This is a genomic window from uncultured Lawsonella sp. (assembly GCF_947252745.1).
In the GTDB taxonomy this organism is placed as follows: domain Bacteria; phylum Actinomycetota; class Actinomycetes; order Mycobacteriales; family Mycobacteriaceae; genus Lawsonella.
Map to the genome: position 1 here is coordinate 96,110 of NZ_CAMXWW010000004.1, position 18,270 is coordinate 114,379.

At 57.0% G+C, this 18,270-nt stretch carries 12 protein-coding genes; 5 read left to right on the top strand and 7 right to left on the bottom strand.

Annotated elements, in window-relative coordinates; translation table 11 throughout:
• Window positions 1–13: 13 nt before the first annotated feature.
• Window positions 14–1,198, bottom strand: coding sequence for a succinyl-diaminopimelate desuccinylase (gene dapE / locus Q0X28_RS05365; RefSeq protein WP_296237733.1), 1,185 nt, complete (start codon window positions 1,196–1,198; stop codon window positions 14–16).
• 127 nt (window positions 1,199–1,325) lie between these two features.
• Here dapE and dapD point away from each other — a divergent pair, with 127 nt between their 5' ends.
• Both dapD and Q0X28_RS05375 read left to right on the top strand, forming a co-directional pair.
• Window positions 1,326–2,291: a 2,3,4,5-tetrahydropyridine-2,6-dicarboxylate N-succinyltransferase gene (gene dapD / locus Q0X28_RS05370; RefSeq protein WP_296237531.1), complete on the top strand. Its 966-nt coding sequence runs from the start codon at window positions 1,326–1,328 to the stop codon at window positions 2,289–2,291.
• Window positions 2,292–2,427: 136 nt separating this feature from the next.
• On the top strand, window positions 2,428–3,789 hold the full coding sequence (locus Q0X28_RS05375) for an amino acid permease (protein WP_296237734.1): 1,362 nt from the start codon (window positions 2,428–2,430) through the stop codon (window positions 3,787–3,789).
• Window positions 3,790–3,981: 192 nt separating this feature from the next.
• Here the strand turns inward: Q0X28_RS05375 and dapC are convergent, their stop codons facing one another.
• From dapC to typA, 5 genes are read right to left on the bottom strand one after another with little or no spacing between them, the layout of a single operon-like run.
• A complete protein-coding gene (gene dapC / locus Q0X28_RS05380; protein WP_296237532.1) occupies window positions 3,982–5,112 on the bottom strand; it encodes a succinyldiaminopimelate transaminase in 1,131 nt (376 codons plus the stop codon).
• Window positions 5,113–5,117: 5 nt separating this feature from the next.
• The gene (gene fdxA, locus Q0X28_RS05385; RefSeq protein ID WP_296237534.1) at window positions 5,118–5,444 is read right to left on the bottom strand and encodes a ferredoxin; all 327 of its coding nucleotides are present in this window, start codon (window positions 5,442–5,444) and stop codon (window positions 5,118–5,120) included.
• 33 nt (window positions 5,445–5,477) lie between these two features.
• Window positions 5,478–6,602, bottom strand: a complete 1,125-nt coding sequence (locus Q0X28_RS05390) for a PIG-L family deacetylase (RefSeq protein WP_298576985.1) — start codon at window positions 6,600–6,602, stop codon at window positions 5,478–5,480.
• On the bottom strand, window positions 6,602–8,614 hold the full coding sequence (locus tag Q0X28_RS05395; protein WP_298576987.1) for an ABC transporter substrate-binding protein: 2,013 nt from the start codon (window positions 8,612–8,614) through the stop codon (window positions 6,602–6,604). The genes Q0X28_RS05390 and Q0X28_RS05395 overlap by 1 nt, the downstream gene beginning before the upstream one ends.
• A 14-nt stretch (window positions 8,615–8,628) precedes the next feature.
• Window positions 8,629–10,539 (bottom strand): translational GTPase TypA, encoded by a 1,911-nt coding sequence (typA, locus tag Q0X28_RS05400; RefSeq protein WP_298576989.1) that lies wholly within the window; start codon window positions 10,537–10,539, stop codon window positions 8,629–8,631.
• A 315-nt stretch (window positions 10,540–10,854) separates the two neighbouring features.
• On the opposite strand from typA, the gene putP reads away from it, so the two are divergent.
• The 3 genes from putP (at window position 10,855) to Q0X28_RS05415 (ending at window position 15,893) form a co-directional block, all read left to right on the top strand.
• On the top strand, window positions 10,855–12,342 hold the full coding sequence (gene putP, locus Q0X28_RS05405) for a sodium/proline symporter PutP (protein ID WP_298576991.1): 1,488 nt from the start codon (window positions 10,855–10,857) through the stop codon (window positions 12,340–12,342).
• A 149-nt stretch (window positions 12,343–12,491) separates the two neighbouring features.
• Entirely contained in the window at window positions 12,492–13,934 is a 1,443-nt protein-coding gene (locus Q0X28_RS05410; protein WP_296237542.1) for an aspartate ammonia-lyase, read from the top strand.
• A gap of 279 nt (window positions 13,935–14,213) precedes the next feature.
• Complete coding sequence (locus Q0X28_RS05415; protein WP_296237544.1) at window positions 14,214–15,893, top strand: fumarate hydratase; 1,680 nt, start codon at window positions 14,214–14,216, stop codon at window positions 15,891–15,893.
• Window positions 15,894–15,990: 97 nt separating this feature from the next.
• Here Q0X28_RS05415 and Q0X28_RS05420 read toward each other — a convergent pair whose 3' ends face one another.
• Window positions 15,991–18,189, bottom strand: coding sequence for an AAA family ATPase (locus Q0X28_RS05420; protein ID WP_298576993.1), 2,199 nt, complete (start codon window positions 18,187–18,189; stop codon window positions 15,991–15,993).
• Window positions 18,190–18,270 lie beyond the last annotated feature (81 nt).

Consider the following 18,270-nt stretch of genomic DNA (forward strand, 5'->3'; position numbering starts at 1 on the left):
GTGCTTTTCACGGTTATTCCTTTTCTGAAGGGGTGGTGAGGTAGATCCGCATAATCTCGGTGACCTCGGTAATGTGCTTCACCGGGCAGTGCTCGTCACGTTTGTGTGCTAAGGAGGGATCCCCCGGCCCCAGATTCACCGACGGCATCCCCATCGCAGCGAAACGAGAAACGTCCGTCCACCCATATTTAGCACGGACCTTGCCGTTTGCTGCTGCGACGAGCGGAGTCGCTGCGGGCGCTGACAGACCAGGCAGGGCACCGCCCGACATATCAAGGATTTCCCAGGTGAGGCCGTGGGTGACGGCGTCTTGACGGGTCCCTGCCACGGTGTCGGTAATACCCTCTAGGGACAGTCCGAGGGTGTCACAGACGTAGCCTAAAGCCTCGTATTCGGTGCGGTCGGGAGCGAAACGGAAGTTAACTTCCACCCAGGCTTCATCGGGAATGACGTTTCCGGCAATGCCGCCAGCCATCCGCACGGCATTGAGACCCTCCCGATAGACGCATCCGTCAATCTCGACTTCCCGTATTTCATAGGCGGCAAGCTTGGCAAGTACTGGGCTAAGAGCATGGATGGAGTTCTCTCCCATCCAAGCACGGGCAGAGTGCGCTCGAACCCCGTGCCCCTCAATGCGGATACGCATGGTTCCTTGGCAGCCTGCTTCGATCCACCCTCCGGACGGCTCTCCGAGGATCGATATATCTCCTCTAATGAGCTCTGGGTAGTCGCGTTGCAGAGTTCCCAATCCGTTGAAGCGGGCGTCTATTTCCTCACAGTCGTAGTAGACGAGGGTCATGTCCTGCTGTAGTCCCGGGTCGTCGGCTAGCGCATAGAAGAGGTGGTAGAAGACGGCATCGCCCGACTTCATGTCGACGCTGCCACACCCGTGGATACAGTCCGGACCCTGGTCTCCTGGCGCGCGCAAGCTGGGGACGTTCTCTGCGATCGGTACCGTATCGAGGTGTCCGGCGAGAACCACGCGTGTGGGAAGTCCGCGGTGCGTTCGGGCGACAACGCAATTGCCGATACGATCGACGGTCACCGTGGGGTGGTCGGTTTGCACGATAGTGCGGAAGCCTCGCTCAACCGCGTCAGCGATAGCAGTCTCATCCTGGGACTCGGAAGGAATATCGACGAAGTCCTGTGTCAGGGAGATCGGGTCGCGGCGGGGGTCAAGCATCATAGGGATTTCCATTGTCACTCTCTCAGTCTACGGCCGCCAAGAGTGTTTAAGGAGTGTCCGGCGAGAGTTCACTTTATCGTTAACGACGCCGTAACTAGTGAAGTAGCACACATTTCACCAGTCCAGTAAGCTGAATTCTATGACCACGTATGGAGCGTTTGCCCGCGGAATCGCGACCGTCACCACCGACGGAAAAGTTTTGGACACCTGGTACATCGACCCGGTTCTACAAGAGTCCACCGACGGCGAGGGCTACACCCACAAGCTCACTCCCGACGATCTCAATCCCAGCTGGGAGCACCTGCTGGGCTACGACTCAGCCCGTAACGTCGAACGCGTCGCCGTGGAGACGGTCATCAGCGACCTCTCTACCGCACCGATCGACGCATATGACGCCTACCTTCGGCTACACCTCCTCTCACACCGACTAGTGAAGCCCAACACCATCAACCTCAAAACCCTCTACCGGGTCCTGCAGAATGTGGTGTGGACCAACTTTGGCCCCTGCGCAGTAGATGACTTCGACATCACCCGCTTGAGACTGGCCCAACGTGGCCCCGTCACCGTCTACAGTGTCGATCGCTTCCCCCGAATGGTCGACTACGTCATCCCCTCCGGTGTACGCATTGCCGACGCCGACCGTGTCCGTCTGGGCGCCTACCTGTCTGAAGGCACCACGGTGATGCACGAAGGCTTCGTCAACTTCAACGCCGGCACTCTCGGTGTCTCCATGGTAGAAGGTCGTCTCTCCCAGGGCGTCACAGTTGGTGACGGCTCCGATATCGGCGGCGGCGCCAGCATCATGGGCACGCTATCCGGTGGTGGTACCCAGCACATCACCATCGGCGAGCGGTGCCTGCTGGGCGCCAACTCCGGCCTGGGTATCCCGCTTGGCAACGACTGCGTAGTGGAAGCAGGCCTCTACATCACTGCCGGCGCCAAAGTCGTGAGCCATCTCGATGGCGAACCCGCCGAGGTCAAAGCAGTCGAGTTGGCCGGACGCGACAATGTCCTGTTCCGTCGAAATTCACTCACGGGTGCCATTGAAGCCGTGAAATATGGCAGAGTTGGGATCGAGCTGAACGACAGCCTCCATAGCAACTAGCCCCTAAGAAGGTCTTATGGCTGAGCCCACCCCTGTGTCTCCCCACAACTCCACGTCTGCGTCGCAAGCCGCGACATCCAGCACCCCCGCGAGTGGAACTGGACTGCAGCAAGGTCTCCAGGTTCGACATCTCACCATGATGGGACTGGGCTCCGCCATCGGTGCTGGCCTCTTTTTAGGTAGCGGCCAGGGCATTCATGCAGCGGGCCCCGCTATTCTGGTCTCCTATGTCGCAGCCGGCATTATTGTAGTGCTCGTCATGCAGATGCTGGGAGAACTCAGTGCCGCCCGCCCCGCCAGTGGCTCCTTCTCTACCTACGTGGAGATGGCGTTCGGACGGACCGGCGGCTTCGTTATCGGCTGGCTCTACTGGTTCATGCTTATCCTCGTACTAGGCGCGGAAATGACAGGCGCTGCAAGCATTATGGGACAGTGGTTCCACTGCTCACCCTGGATTCCAGCACTCGTCTGCATGATCTTCTTCACCATCGTAAATCTTGCGCAGGTGCAGGGCTTCGGCGAATTTGAGTTTTGGTTTGCTGCCATCAAAGTTACCGTTATCGTGCTCTTCCTCATCATTGGTGTACTGCTGATCTTCGGTGTGCTCCCCGGAACCGAACCCGTGGGCTTCACCAACTTCCTCGGCCGCGGCGGTTTCATGCCGAAGGGCTGGAGCGGTATCGCCGCCGGTCTGCTAGCTGTCGCCTTTGCCTTCGGCGGTATAGAAATCGTCACTATCGCAGCTGCTGAATCCGACAATCCCAGCCTCTCCATTGCGAAGGCAGTGCGCTCCGTCATCTTCCGCATCTCCGTCTTCTACCTAGGCTCCATCCTCGTCATCACCTTCCTGTTGCCCTGGGATCAACTGCAGGGAGCTGAAAACGCAGCAGAGAGCCCCTTTACGGCCGTGCTCCAGCAGGCACACTTGCCGGGTGTCGTCACCTTCATGGAAGCGATCATCGTGCTCTCACTGCTGAGCGCATTTAACGCCCAGATCTACGCCACCTCTCGGATGATGTTCTCCCTGGCTAAGCGTGGTCACGGACCGCAAGTCCTCACCAAAATCTCACGTACCGGTGTTCCCTTTAATGCGCTGCTCATCAGCGTCTTCTTCGGATTCGTTTCGGTGGGGTTGAACTACCTAGAACTACCTGGGCTGCTCGTCTTCCTCCTCAATTCGGTGGGGGCAATCCTCCTGGTGGTATGGGCCTCCATCGCCATCTCCGAGCTGAAGCTCCGGCCTGAGCTCGAAAAAGAGGGCTCGCTGAGCGTCAAGATGTGGGCCTACCCCTACCTCACATGGCTCGCGCTCGCCTTGATGGCTGGTCTCACCATCCTCATGTTCACAGATGAGACCACTCGCAACCAGCTCTTCGCCACCATTGTCGTGGTCATTATTCTGGCAGTACTCGGGGCGATTAACCATGCCTGGCGGAAGCGGCACCCAGTTGAGGTACCCCCAGTCCCCAGCGCATCAGTCGACAAGACGACCTCCTAGGCTGCTAGCTAGTCTCTAAGACAGATAGACAGCTAAAGGCCGGCCTACCCCTCCTCTTTTATAGGGGGGGGGGGAGCCAGCCTCTTCTATCGTGTCTATAAGAATCAGCACGCAACCACACCATGCGGAAGACGTGTCTACTCGTCTCGACCCAGTCCGCGCGATGTAGGCTACCGTCCGAGCACTACTAGACTAGACCGTCTCAGCGCGCAGCCGGTCACAGGCTGCGGCGATACGCTCGTCAGTAGCAGTAAGAGCGATACGCACATGTTCACTACCGCGTGGACCATAAAACTCACCGGGGGCCACCAAGATGCCGCGCTCTGCAAACCAGTGGGTAAGCTCACGGCAAGGAGTGCCGTTCGTGGTCCACAGGTAGAGCCCTGCAGCAGACTCATCAATCTGCATACCAGCCGATTCAAGTGCAGCCTTCAGCATGTCACGGCGGTGCCGGTACCGGTCATACTGCTCGCCGGCGTGGCGGTCATCCCGGAGTGCCGCGGCACTGGCGTGCTGCACTACCGTCGGCATCATCAGGCCGGCATGCTTCCGCACTGCAAGAAGCTCGCCGACAAGTTCGGGATCACCCACCACAAATCCGGATCGGTAACTTGCCATATTGGATGTCTTCGACAGCGAGTGAATAGCAAGCAGGTTACGGGTGTCGCCACCACATACTTCCGGATCGAGGATGGAGGGAGCTGTCCCCTCCCAGCACAGACCCAGGTAGCACTCGTCAGAAGCAATAATCACGCCGCGCTCACGCGCCCAATCGACTATCTTCCGCAAGTGTTCGACCGGGAGTACCTTGCCGGTGGGGTTCGAGGGGGTATTGAGGTACATCAGCGTTGGAGCCAGCGGACCCACCTGTGCAGTCCCGTCTGCTCGCACGACGGAACACCCCGCCAAGAGCGCACCTACTTCATACGTAGGGTAGGCAATCTCCGGGATCACCACTGTATGCTTCTCCCCCAAACCTAAGAGAGTAGGCAGCCAGGCGATAAGTTCCTTCGTCCCAATGACTGGGAGTACCTGAGTAGCTGGATCGAGGTCGATTGTGCCGTAGCGGCGAGTCAGTGCATGAGCACAGGCCTGACGAAGGTCCTCGGTACCGATAGTTTGTGGGTAACCGGGAACCTCCGCTGCCTCTTCCAACGCACTCTGGATGAAGGGGTCGACGTTGTCGACCGGGGTGCCGACCGAGAGATCGACGATTCCATCTGGGTGGCGTGCTGCGAGGTCGCGCACCTCGGCTAGCGTGTCCCAGGGGAAGACCGGGAGACCCGCAGCGACAGGGGTTCGTTTGCGGGGTGCGTAGGGCATAGACGTTATTCGCCTTCGTTTTGTGGGGGTAGGGAGGCGACGAAGTCAGTGTCGGTACCGGTGCGGCCGACGCTGGCAGCTCCACCCGGGGACCCCAATTCGTCGAAAAAGTCGATGTTGGTCTGGGTGTACTCAGACCATTCGTCCGGAACGTCATCCTCATAGAAGATGGCTTCCACAGGGCAGGCGGGCTCGCAGGCACCGCAGTCTACGCACTCATCGGGGTGGATGTAGAGCATGCGGTCGCCTTCGTAGATGCAGTCCACCGGGCACTCTTCCACGCAACCGCGGTCGAGGACATCAACACAAGGTTGCGCGATGACGTATGCCACGATGTCTTTCCTTTCCAGATCAGTACGCTAGATCTAGCACGTTTGGGGTGGGCGTAGAGAAACACCCGATTCATCACAAGGCTGCCATTCGGCAGAGTCGGTCTCCAGTTTAATAGCTGCTAGCCCAGCTGCAATATCAGTTGGGTCTGCAGCGTCAACATGGTGAGATTGCCGTACCAGCCGAAACTCTTCAGTGTGTAGCAAGGGTTGTGCGATGTTATTCGACATGGCGAAGGACACTGGCCCCTCAGGTGCCTGAAAGACCGTCACCTGAGTAGCGTGTGCCTGCAAGGCTGCTACTTTGGCGGCATAGGCCGCACTATCCAAAGTGACGGTGTGTGTGGCAGCGGCATCATCGGTGGCGAAGATGTCGCAAGCAGCAGGCAGTGTCCATTGTGCGGGAATAGCGTCTGCGATGTCCGCTAAGCCCGCAGCCACCCGCCGTTCAGACTGCATCATCCAGTAAACCAGTGGTACATCCCATGCTGCTGACAGCGCATCATCCTCCACAACCAGTGACTCGCCAGGAGTGAGAACCGTGTGATGACGCTGCTGGTAGTCCGCAGTCCACTGTGGGTCCGCCAGCATACCCGCCTCCCTCAGCTGAGCCACGCTGGTGTCCGCCTGCTGGGCGGCTGTGTGCACGGCACGAACGCCACATTGGTGGGCGCGGATGTGGTCGGGGTGTCCGTATGTTCCCGCATCGTCATAGACCAGCACAATGTGCGGTCTCATCCACCGAATCCAACAGGCCATCAGGTCTGCGACATGCTCTGGGTCTGCACCAAGGAAAGCTCGTGGGTGGTCGTTAGCAGGAGTGCTCAACATCCCAGAATCGCGAAAGTGGCCAGCTCCCCCCAAGAAATGTGGAGTACCAGCACCCAGAGCTTGGAGTGCTCCAGTCAGTTCATGGATGCGGTAACCGCCTAATTGGTCGGCTCCGCCCGCCGCAACAACCAATTGTGCATAGGTCGATCCGATAACTTCGCCTTCTTCACCTAGTGTGCACGTCAGTACTGCTGTCTCCGCACCGGCTGCACGGTAGGCTGCAAGGGTTCCACCGGTGTATAGAGTTTCGTCATCAGGATGGGCATGGATGGCGAGGATACGCAGCGGATCCTCGCCCACGGTTGCCGTCAACGCGGATGTTGTGGGCATTATTGGGCTGCTTTCTCTTGTTCGGTGGGGGTGACTGTCCATTGGGAGACGTTGTAGAAGAATCCCAACGAGGGCGTACCCAGCAGCTCGCGGGTGGGGTTAGAGATCCGCGTACCGCGTGCTTCCAGGAGTGTTTCTTGCCAGATGGGGAGGACAAGCCCGAGTTCCCACAGCCGCTGCTCAATTTTGTGCAGGAATGGTTTAGCTAGCGCGACCTGCGCGGTTGGCGGCTGCGAGTCGGTCACCCGTCGCATATCTCCTACGAGCGTTTGCAGTTCCGGATCGCAGGTGCCCGACGCGTTAGCTCCGCGACTACCTTGTTGGACATGCCGGGTAAGCGGCTGATCCGCATGATTCCCTGCTTCTTCCGTTGGAGCGGCATCATATTCAGCTCGTAGGGCCTGCAGAGTACTGCCGGTCTGCGGATCGACCCCTTGGTGGTCTTTAGCCGCAGCTATCTGCGCGGAGATTTCTTTGCGACGATAGTCGTTTCCCGTCGCGGAAGAGGCTAGCGGATCGAGCTGCGCGGACTGTATGCGGGCAGGCGCTGAGCGAACCGCGTCCCCCGTGGTGCAGTGAAAACGACTCGACACACTGGCAATAACCGACTGGTCGGTAGTGTGCCACCCTAGCACTAGGTCGACCTTGCCGCGCGGTAACCAGAAACCGTAGAGGTCGGCAGCTGTGGTGTCCTGCACAATGGCGGGGAAACCAGCCTGGCTCAATTGGTCGGCAATAGCGGTGGCGGCAGCCAGCGCTTCGACATCGCCTCGCACAGTGCCGATAACAATGGCACGATTGTGCCCTTGGGGGGTGGTAATGCGCCGATCATGTCGAACCCACCCGGCATTGTGCAGAACCTCTATTCCTTGGGTAGCGAGTTCTCGTTCAGTAGGCGAGACAGGGTAGACGCCGGCGCGCTGGGGCGGGACTGTGATAACGCGGGGCACCGCGACTGCCGGAACATCACCACTGGCAACACTGCTGAGGCGGTTTGCGGCCAACTGCGCCACTAGCCGCACATCGATGAGGCTGAGGAGTGCGCGTGAGACGGCAGGCTGTCCACCTACCAGGGAGGACGCTGCATTAATGGAAAGCGCTAGCTGGCGGGGCCGCCACACGTAGGTGGCGCTGACTCCGGGTACGGCATTCAACCTGGTGGGGGTGAGTGAGTCGCCCTGGGCATAGCCCGCTTGAACACTTTCCGAACGCAGCCCCTCCGCAATCTGGTCGGAGGTATTTTGTCGTTGGATCCGGATAGAGTCGGAGGCCATACGAGCACCCGTCACGAACTTGTCGTTCGGCATGAGAGTAATTTGACCCCGTTCCAAATCCACCGAGCGGACAGTGGCGGCACCTGCTGAGAATGGAATGGTCTGCTGTAACTGGGAGAGCCCCGGAATGTCATTAAGGAATTGGGATGGAAGAAGGTGTTGAAAAAGCGTGCGCCACTGGGCATAAACGCGAGAAAAAGTGACGACGACAGTTTTACCGTCGCCTTTTCCCTCCACCGAGGTGATGAGGTCATAGCCGGCGGTGGTATCGATCTCCGGGGCGTTCATCATGACTCGCCAGAGGTAGCTAAAGTCGCGGGCTTCGACCGGTACCGGAGGGCTTCCACCCCACTGTGCACCTGGTTGAATCTGGTAGGTGACCTGGAAAGGTTCTTCACTAGTGACCTTTGCAGAGCGCACTAGCGCCTCGTTAAGAATCCAAGTAGTGGAATCGACGACCGCAGTCTGGCTCGTTGTTCCCTCGGTAGGGCGTGGGAGGAACACGCTGGGGAGAGTAAGACTAGCGACGATATCTGTTGTGAGGGTGCGGTCTCCGGCGGAATGCGGGTTAAATCCAGCCTCCAGCTGATCGGTGACGAGCCCCAGCACATCGCTACCGCCCGTTTTTACGCTTGGGGCAGGTTGCCCAATTTGTGCATTCGGTGCTTTGGCCATACAGCCGGTGAGAAGAGCCAGCGTGCTGCATAGGACAGCTGCTTCGGTAAAGCGCCGACGCACTATTCCTCCTGGTGTTATATGGTGTGCTTCAGATGTCCGCGGGCACGTCCGCGGGCTGCCGCGGAAAGAAGAACCTTGCGGACGCGAATGGCGTTCGGTGCTACTTCCACACACTCGTCGTTGGCACAGAATTCCATTGCTTCTTCCAAGCTAAGCGTACGTGCCTTGGCGAGAGTTTCGGTCTGATCTGCGGTGGAAGAGCGCATATTCGTCAACTTCTTTTCCTTGGTGATGTTGACGTCCATATCCTCCGGGCGGGGGTTCTCCCCCACGACGACACCTTCGTAGACAGCATCACCAGGGGTAACGAAGAAATCTCCACGGTCTGCCAGCTGGAGCAGCGCGTAGCCTGTCACCTGGCCGGCACGGTCCGCCACTAGGGAACCGGAGTGGCGGGCGCGGATTTCTCCGGCCCACGGTGCGTAACCGGCGGAAACGGAGTTAGCAATGCCGGTTCCGCGGGTTTCGGTGAGAAAGGCAGTGCGGAATCCGATAAGGCCACGGGCAGGCACCGTGAACTCCATGCGCACCCAGCCGGTGCCATGGTTGCTCATTTTGTCCATTTGGCCTTTGCGTGCTGCCATCAGCTGGGTGATCGCACCAAGGTGTTCTTCCGGCACGTCAATGGTGGTGTTCTCGTAGGGCTCGTAGATTTTGCCGTCGACTTTCTTCGTCACCACATTGGGTTTACCCACGGTGAGCTCAAAACCTTCGCGACGCATTGTCTCGACGAGTACCGAAAGTGCCATTTCGCCACGCCCGTGTACTTCCCACTCATCGGGGCGTTCCGTGGGAAGAACCCGCAGAGAGACGTTACCGACCAGCTCACGGTCCAGTCGGTCCTTCACCATGCGAGCGGTGAGTTTGGTTCCCCCATTACGGCCAGCCATCGGCGAAGTATTGACGCCGAGGGTCATCGAGATTGCTGGCTCGTCGACGGTGATCGTCGGGAGCGGTTCGGGGTTGTCGAGGTCGGCGAGGGTGTCACCAATCATGACATCGGGGATGCCGGCGATGGCGACGATGTCGCCGGCGACGGCTTCGGCTGCGGGCTCCCGCTCCACTCCGAAGGTCTTCAACAGTTCAGTAATTTTGGCAGTCTTGGTGATCTGCTCACCCTCGGGGGTGGTGTGAATCCAGGCGACCTGCTGGCCTTTCCGCAGTGTGCCGTTGTAGATACGGACGAGACCGATACGGCCGAGGAAACTAGAGGCGTCCAGGTTGGTCACATGTGCCTGAAGCGGTGCGTCAGCGTCACCCGTGGGCTCCGGGATGATCTTGGTGATGAGGTCGAAGAGACACTCCAGATTGTCGGAGTTAGGAAGAGCACCATTCTCCGGCATTTCCAGGGAGGCCACGCCGGCACGACCTGATGCGAAGACGGTGGGGGTATCGAGGAGTGCTTCCGCGGCGGCAATGGCCTTGTCATCGGACAGGTCAGATGCTAAGTCAAGGAGAAGGTCCTGACATTCGTCGACAACTTCAGCAATACGGGCATCAGGCCGGTCGGTTTTGTTGACGACGATGATGACAGGTAGGCAGGCTTCGAGTGCTTTTCGCAGCACGAAGCGGGTTTGCGGGAGGGGCCCTTCGGAGGCATCCACCAGCAGAATCACGCCATCGACCATGCTAAGGCCGCGCTCGACTTCACCACCGAAGTCGGCGTGTCCGGGCGTGTCAATGATGTTGAGTACCAGGTCTCCCCCATCTTTCGCCTGCCCCGGACGGTGCACAGCGGTGTTCTTGGCGAGAATGGTGATACCTTTCTCTCGCTCAAGGTCGCCGGAGTCCATTACTCGTTCGGCGACTTCTTGGTGCGCGGAGAAGACGCCGGATTGTTCCAGCATCGCGTCAACCAGGGTGGTTTTCCCGTGGTCAACGTGAGCGATGATGGCTACATTGCGGAATTCATGCTTCTGCGGCAAAAGAGCTCCTAGCAGAGGGTCGTCACATTCAGCCTGATAACGGAAGGCTGTGGTGGTGTGAGCTGTAAAAAGCACAAGGCCGACGACTCGGTGAGCGGCGGCCCCTATGGCAACTTTACACGGCGCAGTTTGAAAACTGGTAGTCGAGACTCTAGGCCGAGGAGTGCGTTTTGTGCTGCGTACACCTTGCAAACGACTCCCCACGAAAATCTTTCCTCCGCACCATCACCGGTAAAGTTAGCCCTTGGGTGTTCTACACCCGCAGACTCGACCGTTAGTGCCACAGCTTGCGCCACCAATCTCAAGGACTCACACGTGTCTTCCACCCTCTGGACTATTCTCGCCCTCGTCGTGTACTTCACCGCGATGATCGTCATCGGTGTTTACGCTTTCCGGCGGACCACGAGCCACGAAGGGTATATGTTGGCTGATCGCCAGCTACATCCTTTTACCGCAGCACTCTCCGCGGGGGCCTCTGATATGTCGGGCTGGCTTCTGATGGGGCTACCCGGTGCCATCTATATCTCCGGCCTCTGTGAAGCATGGATTGCCGTGGGGCTCACGGTTGGTGCGGGGTTAAATTGGAAGATTGTCGCTCCCCGGCTACGTTCCTATTCCGTGGTGGCGCAGGACTCCATTACTATCCCGACGTTCTTGGAAAACCGTCTGCATGATTCTTCGCATGTGCTGCGGATCTGCTCTGGGGTAGTCATCCTCTTCTTCTTCACTTTTTATGTCTCCTCGGGCATGGTGGCCGGTGGAACATTCTTTCAGGCGACATTTGGCACCTCCTACCTCACGGGCATGCTCATTGTCTCTGGTGTGGTGGTGCTCTATACGTTTGTGGGTGGATTCCTCGCAGTTTCCTATACCGACGTGGTCCAGGGTCTCCTAATGATGACGGCTCTTATTGCCATACCTATTGCGGCGGTGGTGTCGCTAGGTGGGCTCCCCGAGACCATGCACATGGTTGAGGCCTCAGATCCGCAGCATCTCAACATGGTTGAGGGGGTCGCTCCGGCGGCAATCATCTCGGCGCTTGCGTGGGGCCTGGGGTATGTGGGTCAGCCGCATATTATTGTGCGTTTTATGGCGCTGCGGTCCGCCCGGGAAGCTACCTATGGGCGTCACGTGGGGATCGGCTGGATGACACTGTCTATCCTGGGTGCTGTCGCTACAGGGTTGGTGGGTGTTGCCTACTTGCAGGCAAACGGACACGAGCTCACGAGTTCGAGGCAAGCGGCGGAGACCGTCTTTCTCGTGATGGGAAAGATGCTCTTCCACCCGTTCCTTGCCGGCGTGGTGTTAGCGGCAGTGCTCGCCGCAATCATGTCGACGATTTCGTCGCAGCTATTAGTGACGTCCTCTGTGCTTGTGGAAGACCTTTACCGCGGCATTTTTAAAACGGGCGTGTCGCAACGGAAGTTGGTTCTGCTCTCACGCTGTGCAGTTCTGATGGTCGCTATCATCGCAGCACTTCTGGCTGTTCCCCGCTATAACACCATCCTGGAACTCGTTGCTTTCGCGTGGGCGGGTTTTGGTGCAGCTTTTGGGCCAATCGTTGTCCTTTCTCTGTGGTGGAAGCGTCTTACCGCAAAGGGAGCCATTGCTGGTTTGGTGACGGGTGCTGTGGTTGTCGCAGTGTGGGGATTCACCCCGGCCTTATCGTCGATGGTCTACGAGATCATCCCGGGGTTCTTCGCGAATCTGCTGGTAGCCATTATCGTGAGCTATCTCACCAAGCCTCCTTCACTGCAGGTCATGGAGGAATTTGAGCAGGCAGTTGAAGGATCTCGACAGTAGACGGTCATCCCCCTCGCCGTTGTCTTATGAGGTAAGCCTATACTAATACTGGAGGCATGGTATTCCTCCTGTTCCCCACCTAGGTTGGCGCTCCGCTCACTACACGTCACCCTTGCTCCGGGACACGCACTCACACAATGGAGAAGAGAATGTCTACTGATACCCAGAACTACCGCATCGAACATGACACCATGGGCGAGGTTAAGGTTCCGAAAAACGCCCTCTACGCCGCGCAAACCCAACGGGCTGTAGAGAACTTCCCCATCAGCGGCACAACCATCACTCCACACCACATCGCCGCGCTCGGGGAGATCAAACGAGCAGCCGCCCTTGCCAATCTCGAACTCGGTGTCATCGACGAAGCCACTAGCTCTGCCATCGTCACCGCTGCAGACGAGGTTATCGCCGGACAACACAACAACGAATTCCCCATTGATATCTTCCAAACTGGCTCCGGCACTTCCTCCAACATGAACACCAATGAGGTCATAGCCACACTCGCCACGCGTTACAAGAAGACCGCCTGGGACGCCGCCGGGAAAGACCCCTCAGACTTCACTCCCGTCCACCCCAATGACCACGTGAATGCTTCCCAATCTTCCAATGATGTTTTCCCCTCCTCCATCCACATCGCTGCTGTAGAGGCCATCACCACTGTTCTCAAACCCGGTCTGAAAACCCTCGCAGAATCCTTGGAAAACAAGGCAGAAGAATTCGCAGATGTGGTGAAGTCTGGCCGTACCCACCTAATGGATGCCACCCCCATCATGCTAGGGCAGGAATTCTCCGGTTACGCACAACAAATTCGCAATGGCCTTGCCCGCATTGATGCCGCCTTTGGGCGCCTCTGCGAACTTCCCTTAGGCGGTACCGCAGTGGGTACCGGCATCAACACCCCAGCCGGATTCTCACAGCGCGTCATCGAGCTCATCGCCGAGCACACACAACTGCCACTCGTGGAGGCTCCCAACCACTTCGAAGCACAGGCCACACAAGACTCCCTTGTGGAGATGTCAGGAATGCTGCGCACCATTGCCGTCAGTGAAGTAAAAATTGCCAATGACCTCCGCTGGATGGGCTCTGGCCCGCGTACTGGCATCGGCGAGATTTCCCTCCCTGACCTGCAGCCCGGCTCCTCCATCATGCCCGGCAAGGTCAATCCGGTACTCCCGGAAGCCACCGTCCAGGTAGCAGCGCAAGTTATCGGTAACGATGCCACCATCACCTTCGCCGGCGCCCAAGGTAATTTCGACCTACTGGTCATGCTGCCAGTGATGGCCGCCAACCTCCTCACCTCCATCACTATCCTGGGAAACGTGTCACACGTCCTCGCCGAACGGTGTGTTGATGGGCTTGTCGCGAACAAGGAACGCTGTCTACAGCTTGCTGAATCCAGCCCATCGATCGTCACCCCGCTCAATCGAGTGATCGGTTACGAAGCAGCGGCGAAGATCGCGAAACATGCGGTGAAAAAGAACCTCACCATCCGCGAAGCTACTATCGAACTCGGTTACGTAGAGCGAGGTGAGATCACCGACGAAAAGCTGGCAGAAGCCCTCGATGTAGCAGCTATGACTCACCCGCGGAGCTAACAGCAGCCCCTCCTTCACTGGGTTCCCACCGGAGGTTCTCTCCGTGATGGGAACCCAGTGTGCTTTTGTTGCAAGGGCTGGCGTGTGGCGGCATTGAGAGCTGCGATACAGCGGGGTGGTGACATGTAATTTTTGACACACAAGTGTGTCAAAAGCTCTTAAAACTTCAGTTGACGTGGCATTTTACCGATATAGATTAGGCTTACCTTGGCAGACGATATCTGACAGAAACCTTAGGCTGAAAGGTGAGTTTCAACCCACTCTGCCCAAGGAATGATGATGCCGGAATTCTTCTACGAAGACATGCTGCCCCTGCAATCCGACCCCACCGAATACCGCCTACTCACCTCTGAGGGAGTGGAGACAGTAGAAGGACCGGACGGCTCGACCTTCCTCAAGGTGAGCGACGAAGCCCTCACCTTGCTGTCGGAAACCGCAATGCACGACATTGCCCACTACCTGCGTGCCAGCCACCTCGCCCAACTCCGGAAGATCTACGACGATCCGGAAGCCAGCGACAACGACAAGTTCGTGGCCTATAACCTACTGCAGAATGCTGTCATCGCTGCCGAAGGCACCCTGCCTATGTGCCAGGACACCGGCACTGCCATTATCAAGGGGGAGCGCGGCCAGTACGTCCTGACCAACGGCACTGATGAGCGCGCCCTCTCCCTCGGCGTCTACAACGCCTACACACAGGACAATCTACGCTACTCGCAGAATGCGCCGCTCTCCATGTACGAGGAGAAGAACACCGGCTGCAACCTCCCCGCCCAGATCGAACTGTACGCCGACACCAAACCAGAGTCCGACCGCGACTACCACTTCCTTTTCATGGCAAAGGGCGGCGGCTCCGCTAACAAGAGCTACCTCTTCCAAGAGACCAAAGCCATCCTCAACCCCGACTCCATGATGCACTTCCTGGAGGGCAAGATCCGTAGCCTCGGTACCGCCGCCTGCCCGCCCTACCACCTGGGCATCGTCATCGGTGGCACCTCCGCCGAATATGCACTCAAGACTGCCAAGTACGCAAGCGCCCGTTACCTCGATACCCTGCCTACTCACGGCAGCGAAACCGCCCACGGCTTCCGCGACCTCGAGATGGAAGAAAAGGTCCTCGATATGACGCGCCACATGGACATTGGCGCCCAGTTCGGCGGTAAGTACTTCTGCCATGACGTCCGCGTCATCCGGCTCCCCCGCCACGGTGCCTCGCTGCCCGTCGCAATTGCCGTCTCCTGCTCGGCAGACCGCCAGGCCAAGGCGAAGATCACCCCCGAAGGCGTGTTCCTGGAAAAGCTCGAGACCAACCCTAGCCAATACCTCCCCGAACTGTCCGATGCTGACATTGACCATGAGGGCGGCGACGAGACAGCCGTGAAGATCGACCTCTCCCAACCCATGGAGAAGATCCTGGAGACCCTCTCCCAGTACCCCATCAAGACCCGCGTCTCTATGACCGGCACGATGATCGTGGCCCGCGACATCGCACACGCCAAGATCCGGGAGCGTATTGAAGCTGGCGAACCGATGCCCGACTACATGAAGGATCACCCTGTCTACTACGCCGGCCCCGCTAAGACCCCTGATGGAATGGCCTCTGGTTCCTTCGGCCCCACCACCGCCGGGCGTATGGATCCCTACGTTGGACCGTTCCAAGCGCAGGGAGGCTCGATGGTGATGGTCGCCAAGGGCAACCGCTCCAAGCAGGTGACCGATGCATGTCGGCAGTACGGTGGCTTCTACCTTGGTTCCATCGGTGGCCCTGCCGCTGTGCTGGCGAAGGACTGCATCAAGAAGGTGGAAGTACTGGAATACCCCGAACTCGGTATGGAGGCCGTGTGGAAGATCGAGGTAGAAGACTTCCCCGCCTTTATCGTGGTCGATGACAAGGGTAATGACTTCTTCGCCCACACCCAAGAGTGCACGCTGACCATCGGCAAACGCCCCGGTCTGTAAAAGCCTTCGGTCGTGCCCGGCACCACCATTATCAAGCAGACGTAACCCCCGGTGAGAATCGCTCTCCCCGGGGGTTACGTTCATTTTCAGTAGGTTTCTACTGTTTCGCCCACTTTAAAAAGTGTTCAGCGGAATATATCGGTTTACCAAATTGCGCAGCTTTGCGCGCTTTTCCCGATTGTGTCGCGACATCTGCGGCGATAAGTACGTCACAACGGGTCTTACTAACCTGTGGAGCGACAACAAGTCCATGTTCCTTTGCAAGTTTCTCCATATCTTCACGGCGCCACTCACGACCATTATTGAAAACGGAACCAGTGAAACATACTCTCGCCCCCGGAGAAAGAAGCTGAGCCAATGGGGGAAGTTCAGCTTTCTCCGGTCTCCTTACGGTCACACCGAATGCTTTTTCAAAGCGTTGAAGAACTTCTTCACTTCTCTGAGTAAGACACTTATCGGAAAGCTTTTTCTCAAGTAACTGTGCTACATCTTCCGGACTCCCATATGGGATGATCTCAAAGTCTGGTGTAAGGCGATATCCCGTAGGAAGCTCATCGAGGGGATTATAAGGAAAGAGCTGGTTAGTAAGCCCTTCTTGGGCGACAATATACTGAGTTGCACGCACGATATCCGATGCTCTTCCCGCTACTTCAATTATTCTTCGTGGCCGCGCTACCATCTGCAGACCAGTTACTAGTCCAGCTCGTTTGAGCTCAGTATCGAGAATGTTAACGAGTTCATCACCCAGCGACGACACGACACCGCTCCCGAGAATTTCAGTCTCTATAAATGGCCACGCTTCATCGAGAGTGGGAGCAATCTGCAGATCAGATGACGACAGACCGTATTTTTGTGCCGAGAAACCTAAGTCATGGGTGGGATTGATCAAGGTGGTAAGTGGGGCTTCATTCTCTACCGCAACAGCGATCTCGATCGGTCTGATATAGCCATCTCCTTGTCCCACGTAGATACACTCTATAAATGACTTCTTCTCAGTTTTCTCCCCCGTTGCCTCCATCAAGAATCGATGCACTCGATGATCAACTTTGACATCTCGAGGTGCGATTTCACGTGTGAGAACTAATCCGTCAAAACTCGTACAACGTGACAACGCAACATACAACTGACCAGCAGCTCGCATTCCGCCAACCAGATTAATTACTGCTCTGTCTAGAGTTTGCCCCTGAGATTTATGGATAGTTATCGCCCATGCAAGTTTAAAAGGAAGCTGCGTAAATGTGCCCACGACCTCATATCCCAGTTTCCCTCCTGCAGGAGCAGGACGAGTGATCTGCCAGGTATGTTCTGTAACTTCAACAACTTCCCCACTATCAAGTTTTACGTGAACGACCATCCTCCCGTCATCGTCATAGGACACCCGAGTGATGACACCAACAGATCCATTCACCCACTTCCGCTGAGGATGGTTAGTAAGCAGCATGACTTGCGCACCGACTTTGAATTTCAACTCTTGTTCGGTGGGATAATCAAACTTATCTTGATCACCAGTCTCACACGCCCGATAGGTAAACACTTCCCCGCTAATCCTGGCAAGAGCCTCTCGATTGATCTTGTTAACGCTTCTATTGGTTGATGCAAGAGTAAGCCAGTACTCATCCGAGGGAGGTGTGAACTCCGGTTTAATACGGGAGTTCAGTCGGTTTCTAACCTCGGCTGACATTTTTCCTTCGCGAATGGCATTTAGGAGATCCACGAGCTGCTGATCCCCCACCTGCCGAAACACTTTCGTCAGCTGCACAACAGGGAAGTCTGTATTTCGATAGCTTGTTGCCGAAAAAAAGAATGGAGTTTCGTAAGAAGCACGAAGACAAGCTTCCTCATCTTCCTTTACTACAGGAGGAAGCTGATAGAGATCACCCACTAGCACGAGTTGTACCCCACCGTATGGAGTATGTGGACGTGGACCGTACATTTCTAACGTCGCCACGATGCAATCAAAAAGGTCTGCCCGCACCATTGAGACCTCGTCAATAATTAAAGTATCCAATTCTTTTAATACACTGGCAAAACGACCCGGGCGAATATCGGCAGATCTAATCCCCTCAACAGTTACATGAGGTGGGAAAGAAAAGAGACGATGAATGGTATATCCATGAACGTTCAAAGCTGCGACACCAGTTGGTGCAGTTACAACTATATTGCGAGTAGTCGTGTTCCTGAACTCATTGATGAGTGTTGACTTACCTGTTCCTGCTTTTCCGGTAAGAAAAAGATTTTTGCCACCATTCAGTAGTTCGAGTGCCTGCTTAAACTCTGTGGTCATCTCAATTGACATACAAAAAGTATACGAATTAGCTGTGACAAAATCGGCAGAAGTTACCCCCGGCAAGAACGATTCTCGCCGGGGGTAACGTCC

Bases quoted from the DNA above. Each gene is read 5' to 3' on its own strand.
- dapE (WP_296237733.1), bottom strand. From the start codon at position 1,198: ATGGAAATCCCTATGATGCTTGACCCCCGCCGCGACCCGATCTCCCTG.
- dapD (WP_296237531.1), top strand. From the start codon at position 1,326: ATGACCACGTATGGAGCGTTTGCCCGCGGAATCGCGACCGTCACCACC.
- Q0X28_RS05375 (WP_296237734.1), top strand. From the start codon at position 2,428: ATGATGGGACTGGGCTCCGCCATCGGTGCTGGCCTCTTTTTAGGTAGC.
- dapC (WP_296237532.1), bottom strand. From the start codon at position 5,112: ATGCCCTACGCACCCCGCAAACGAACCCCTGTCGCTGCGGGTCTCCCG.
- Q0X28_RS05390 (WP_298576985.1), bottom strand. From the start codon at position 6,602: ATGCCCACAACATCCGCGTTGACGGCAACCGTGGGCGAGGATCCGCTG.
- Q0X28_RS05410 (WP_296237542.1), top strand. From the start codon at position 12,492: ATGTCTACTGATACCCAGAACTACCGCATCGAACATGACACCATGGGC.
- Q0X28_RS05415 (WP_296237544.1), top strand. From the start codon at position 14,214: ATGCCGGAATTCTTCTACGAAGACATGCTGCCCCTGCAATCCGACCCC.
- Q0X28_RS05420 (WP_298576993.1), bottom strand. From the start codon at position 18,189: ATGTCAATTGAGATGACCACAGAGTTTAAGCAGGCACTCGAACTACTG.